The organism is Bacteroidota bacterium (assembly GCA_016213405.1).
Lineage (GTDB): Bacteria > Bacteroidota > Bacteroidia > Palsa-948 > Palsa-948 > Palsa-948.
Map to the genome: position 1 here is coordinate 1 of JACRAM010000090.1, position 4,276 is coordinate 4,276.

Below are 4,276 nucleotides of genomic sequence, written 5' to 3' on the forward strand. Positions count from 1 at the left end.
CGTTATCACTTGCTTTTGCCTTCGGCTTCCTCCGCACAATGCCTCGCAACATTGCACTTGCTTTCAGCTAACACTTCGCGTTATCAACGTGTGTTCGGGACTTGCACCCTATAGTAAAAGAACATGGATGGCGCACAAAAAGAAAAGCCCAATATTTCTATCGGGCTTTTCATTTACAAAAAAAACTTTTACCTGTTCACAATAAATTTTCCATTCTTCATTTCTTTTCCATCAGCATTCACAATGCGGTATAAATAAATTCCGTTTGCAAAAGCAGAAGTTGAAAATTTCGTTACTGTTCCCATAACAGGAGTGCTGAAAATTTCATTCCCATTCATATCATATACTTGAATCATTGCTTTATTCATATTTAACATGGAAAAATTAACAGCATCACTTGCAGGATTAGGGAAAATGCCGGCATCATTCGAAATAGAATTTTCTGTCACTGCCGTGTTAACAGGATTGGCAAGAAGCCACGTTGCGGAAACCGCTGCCATAGTTGTGCTGTCAAACGTAACTTCTACAAGCGGAAATCCAACGTTGGGAGCATTTGTCCACCACCGGAATACGTAAGATGAATCAAAACTTTCCTGCGCAAAAGCCCACATAGGCGGAGATGGTATATGTACAAAGATACTATCGTGCCCATGATTAATTTCAGATTGGCGCAAAGTACTGAAAGTTCCTAAGGGCGTTGTCAGGTTTCCATACGCATCAATTTTATAGCTGCTCAAGCCAATGTGTTTTATTCTTAGTGAATCAATTCCCGGAGAAATAAAAGCTCCGGTAAGTTGGTACACAATAGTATCCGAACCGATATCATTATAGTTAGCCGGAAATTTTACTATCCTCTGATTATTTGAAAAAACAACTGCCAATGTGTCTCCGTTACCAAACAAATCTCCTGATTGTCCGATTATATAAAGTCCGGAAGAATTATTCAGCAAGAACACCCATGCAGGGCTCGCTACACCTTGTTGCAATCCTAAATTTGAAGATGGAAACATGGATGCTTTGGGCATCAGGGATGGATTCATGAACAGCATTGTATCTGCATAATGATTATTCAATGCTGAAAAATTCCATGTTTGATTTCCCATTCCACCGGGAAGAATGGATACTGCGGGAAGAGTATCGTTTGCCTGGTAAATGGTTTTTCCAACACCAACAATGTCGGCAGTGGTTACTGTTACCGGCTGCGAAAAAGAAAATATTGAAACAAATAATGGAATGATTGTAAGTAGATTTTTTTTCATGATGGTTTAGTTTAGATTAATGAATAGAATTTATTTTAATATTTCTCGTGCGATAACTAATTTCTGAATTTCAGAAGTTCCCTCGCCTATTGTACAAAGTTTTGCATCGCGGTAATATTTTTCTACAGGAAAATCTTTTGTATAGCCGTAACCTCCAAAAATTTGCACCGCTTCGCTGGCAACTTTACAGGCAACTTCTGAAGCATAATATTTCGCCATAGCGGAAAGTTTTGTCACCTTTTCACCATTTTGCTTTTTATATGCTGCCTGAAAGATTAATAATTCTGCCGCCTCAATCATCGTTGCCATATCTGCAAGTTTGAAAGCGATTGCCTGAAATTCTGCTATGGGTTTTCCGAACTGCTGGCGTTCTTTGGAATATTTTTTTGAGGCTTCGAGCGCGCCTTTCGCAATGCCAAGCCCGAGTGAAGCGATGGAAATTCTTCCTCCGTCTAAAACTTTCAGCGACTGAATAAATCCTTCTCCCTCTTTTCCCATCACCTGGTTTTTGTGAACACGACAGTTTTCAAAAATTAATTCGGTTGTCTCAGATGCACGCATGCCGAGTTTATTTTCTTTTCTTCCTCCGCTGAAACCTTTTGTTCCTTTTTCGATGATTATAGAAGTCATTCCGTGAGAATCTCCTTTTTCACCAGTACGTACAATCACAACCGCAACATCTCCGCTCACTCCGTGTGTAATAAAATTTTTAGAGCCGTTGATTACATAGTAATCTCCATCTTTTACAGCGGTAGTAAGCATGTTTGCCGCGTCAGAGCCTGTATTAACTTCAGTTAATCCCCATGCACCAATCCATTCAGCGGAAGCGAGCTTGGGCAAATATTTTTTCTTTTGCTCTTCGTTTCCAAACTGAAGAATATGTCCGGTGCAAAGTGAATTATGTGCGGCAACAGATAATCCAATCGAACCACATATTTTTGCTATTTCAGAAATCACAGTCACGTATTCCATATAGCCAAATCCTGCTCCTCCATATTCTACAGGAACGAGAACGCCCATCAGTCCGAGTTCTCCTAATTTTTTAAAACATTCAACAGGAAATTTTTGCGATTCGTCCCACTCCATCATCTTCGGACGGATGTGCTCATCACCAAACTTGCGAATCATTTCCGCAATCATATTTTGATTTTCGCTGAGGGAAAAATCCATGGTGGATGCTGAAAGTGTTTCTGTTTGTGGCATTTGTATATGAAATTAATACTTTACTAAGCTAATAATTTTCTGGGAATATGTTTCCAGTTTTTTTCTTCCATTTAAAAATCCAAGTTCTACCACAAACGCAAAGCCCGCTATATTTGCATTCTGCCTTTTTATCAGCACAGCGGATGCTTCTGCAGTTCCGCCAGTAGCGAGCAAATCATCGTGAATCAGAACATTCCATTCTTTCTTAAGTGCGTCCACATGCATTTCCACACTTGCTTTTCCGTATTCAAGATCATATTCCTGAGAAATAGTTTTGTAAGGAAGTTTTCCGGGTTTGCGCAATGGAATTAATGGAATGCCCATTTTGTTCGCCAGAAGAAAACCAAAAAAGAATCCGCGGCTTTCGGTACTCACGATGGCGTCAATCTTCATTCCTTTCAACTGCTCAATAAATCCTTCGGCAATCTCTGTGCAAAGTATTGAATCTTTTAGAATAGGTGTAATGTCTTTGAAAACAATTCCTTGTTTCGGAAAATCAGGCACATCGCGGATGGACGATTTTATTTTTTGTTCGAGATTCATATTTGTGTTCTGTCATTCCGACCGAAGGGAGAAATGACCGCTGAGATTATTTCGTTGTTAAATACAATTTACTTTGGATGAATTGAAAACTTTTAAAATGTTCTTTTTTATGGTTTTTATCTGTTGGGGTGTTGTATAATTTTTCCTGCTTTATGTATGTTCGCCCATGCAGTTATCTCGCAAATTAATCCAGTTAATGTAACACCTCCACCAAAAAAAATTAACGGTGCACCCATACCTGTATCATCAGAATGTGTAGTCCCGTTTAGAGAGGTATATGTTGTACGACTGTTATTATATGCTACACCTCCAGCCATCATTGCCGCTCCAACTATATTACATGCAAGCCCTATAAAATAATTATTAGATGCTTTTTTCAAGTATATGCCTGATTTTGCATTGGAAACAATCACAAGATTTATAGTTGAAATATCTTTTTGTAATGAAAGTATTTGTTTCTTCATTTCTTGTTCAGAAAATTTTGCTGTGTCTGCCGTTTGAGCAAATGAAAAAAAACAAATGAAGATGAAGGTCACTAAAAGAAGTGATTTTCTCATGATAATTTTTTATATTTGATAAGAAATTTTACTGTAAAGTTCTTCATTCCCAAAATCAGTTTTTTATAATAAAAGACGTATTCATGTCTTAGGTTTTAGCAAATAGAAAAGATTAATAACTACAATCGTCCCGTTAGTAATAACAATGGGCCATGAGATATTAAGCAGGAATCCATAACTAGCAAAAAGTAAACATCCTGCTGTATTTATCAAACGTAAGTTTCGAATATCTTTCATGAGGAAAGAAATCAAAATCCCAAGCGAACCCAGATATCCTATCCATTCTATAAAGGTGATTCCTGCTATTTCTGTTTTCACATGAGCTTATTTAACTGTCAGATAGGATTCTATTTTGCTGTACAATTCATCGCCCACTAAATTAAGTTTTTTTATATCTGACACGTCTGAATAATCACCTTTATTGACACGATGCCAGAAAATTTTTACAGCGGTTGTTTTGTCCATGTAAGGATGTTTCCTCAAATCATCTACGGACGCGGTATTGATGTTTATCTTTTTCACTTTTGAAATATCTAATGTTATTTGAGGAGAAACCATGTCAAACTTCTCCATATCTGTAAGCTTCCCCTGAATTAGTACAGTTTAAAATTAGACTTTTGGGTCTAATTTTAAACCGATGAACAAAACACGATTCAACGAAACACAAATTCTGACCATACTCAAGGAGTATGAAGCAGGAAAAACTGCCAATGA

Annotated in this window: 5 protein-coding genes; all 5 read right to left on the reverse strand. The window is 37.6% G+C overall.

Annotation, left to right across the window (positions count from 1 at the left end):
* Window positions 1–188: 188 nt before the first annotated feature.
* The gene (locus HY841_11135) at window positions 189–1,259 is read right to left on the reverse strand and encodes a T9SS type A sorting domain-containing protein (protein ID MBI4931308.1); all 1,071 of its coding nucleotides are present in this window, start codon (window positions 1,257–1,259) and stop codon (window positions 189–191) included.
* A 30-nt stretch (window positions 1,260–1,289) separates the two neighbouring features.
* On the reverse strand, window positions 1,290–2,429 hold the full coding sequence (locus HY841_11140) for an acyl-CoA dehydrogenase family protein (GenBank protein ID MBI4931309.1): 1,140 nt from the start codon (window positions 2,427–2,429) through the stop codon (window positions 1,290–1,292).
* Window positions 2,430–2,474: 45 nt separating this feature from the next.
* Window positions 2,475–3,005 (reverse strand): adenine phosphoribosyltransferase, encoded by a 531-nt coding sequence (locus tag HY841_11145; protein MBI4931310.1) that lies wholly within the window; start codon window positions 3,003–3,005, stop codon window positions 2,475–2,477.
* Window positions 3,006–3,121: 116 nt separating this feature from the next.
* Window positions 3,122–3,562 (reverse strand): hypothetical protein, encoded by a 441-nt coding sequence (locus HY841_11150; protein ID MBI4931311.1) that lies wholly within the window; start codon window positions 3,560–3,562, stop codon window positions 3,122–3,124.
* A gap of 324 nt (window positions 3,563–3,886) precedes the next feature.
* Entirely contained in the window at window positions 3,887–4,135 is a 249-nt protein-coding gene (locus HY841_11155; GenBank protein ID MBI4931312.1) for a helix-hairpin-helix domain-containing protein, read from the reverse strand.
* Window positions 4,136–4,276: the final 141 nt, after the last annotated feature.

Excerpts from the sequence above, each read along its gene's own strand:
- HY841_11135 (MBI4931308.1), bottom strand. The coding sequence starts at position 1,259 with ATGAAAAAAAATCTACTTACAATCATTCCATTATTTGTTTCAATATTT.
- HY841_11140 (MBI4931309.1), bottom strand. The coding sequence starts at position 2,429 with ATGGATTTTTCCCTCAGCGAAAATCAAAATATGATTGCGGAAATGATT.
- HY841_11145 (MBI4931310.1), bottom strand. The coding sequence starts at position 3,005 with ATGAATCTCGAACAAAAAATAAAATCGTCCATCCGCGATGTGCCTGAT.
- HY841_11150 (MBI4931311.1), bottom strand. The coding sequence starts at position 3,562 with ATGAGAAAATCACTTCTTTTAGTGACCTTCATCTTCATTTGTTTTTTT.
- HY841_11155 (MBI4931312.1), bottom strand. The coding sequence starts at position 4,135 with ATGGAGAAGTTTGACATGGTTTCTCCTCAAATAACATTAGATATTTCA.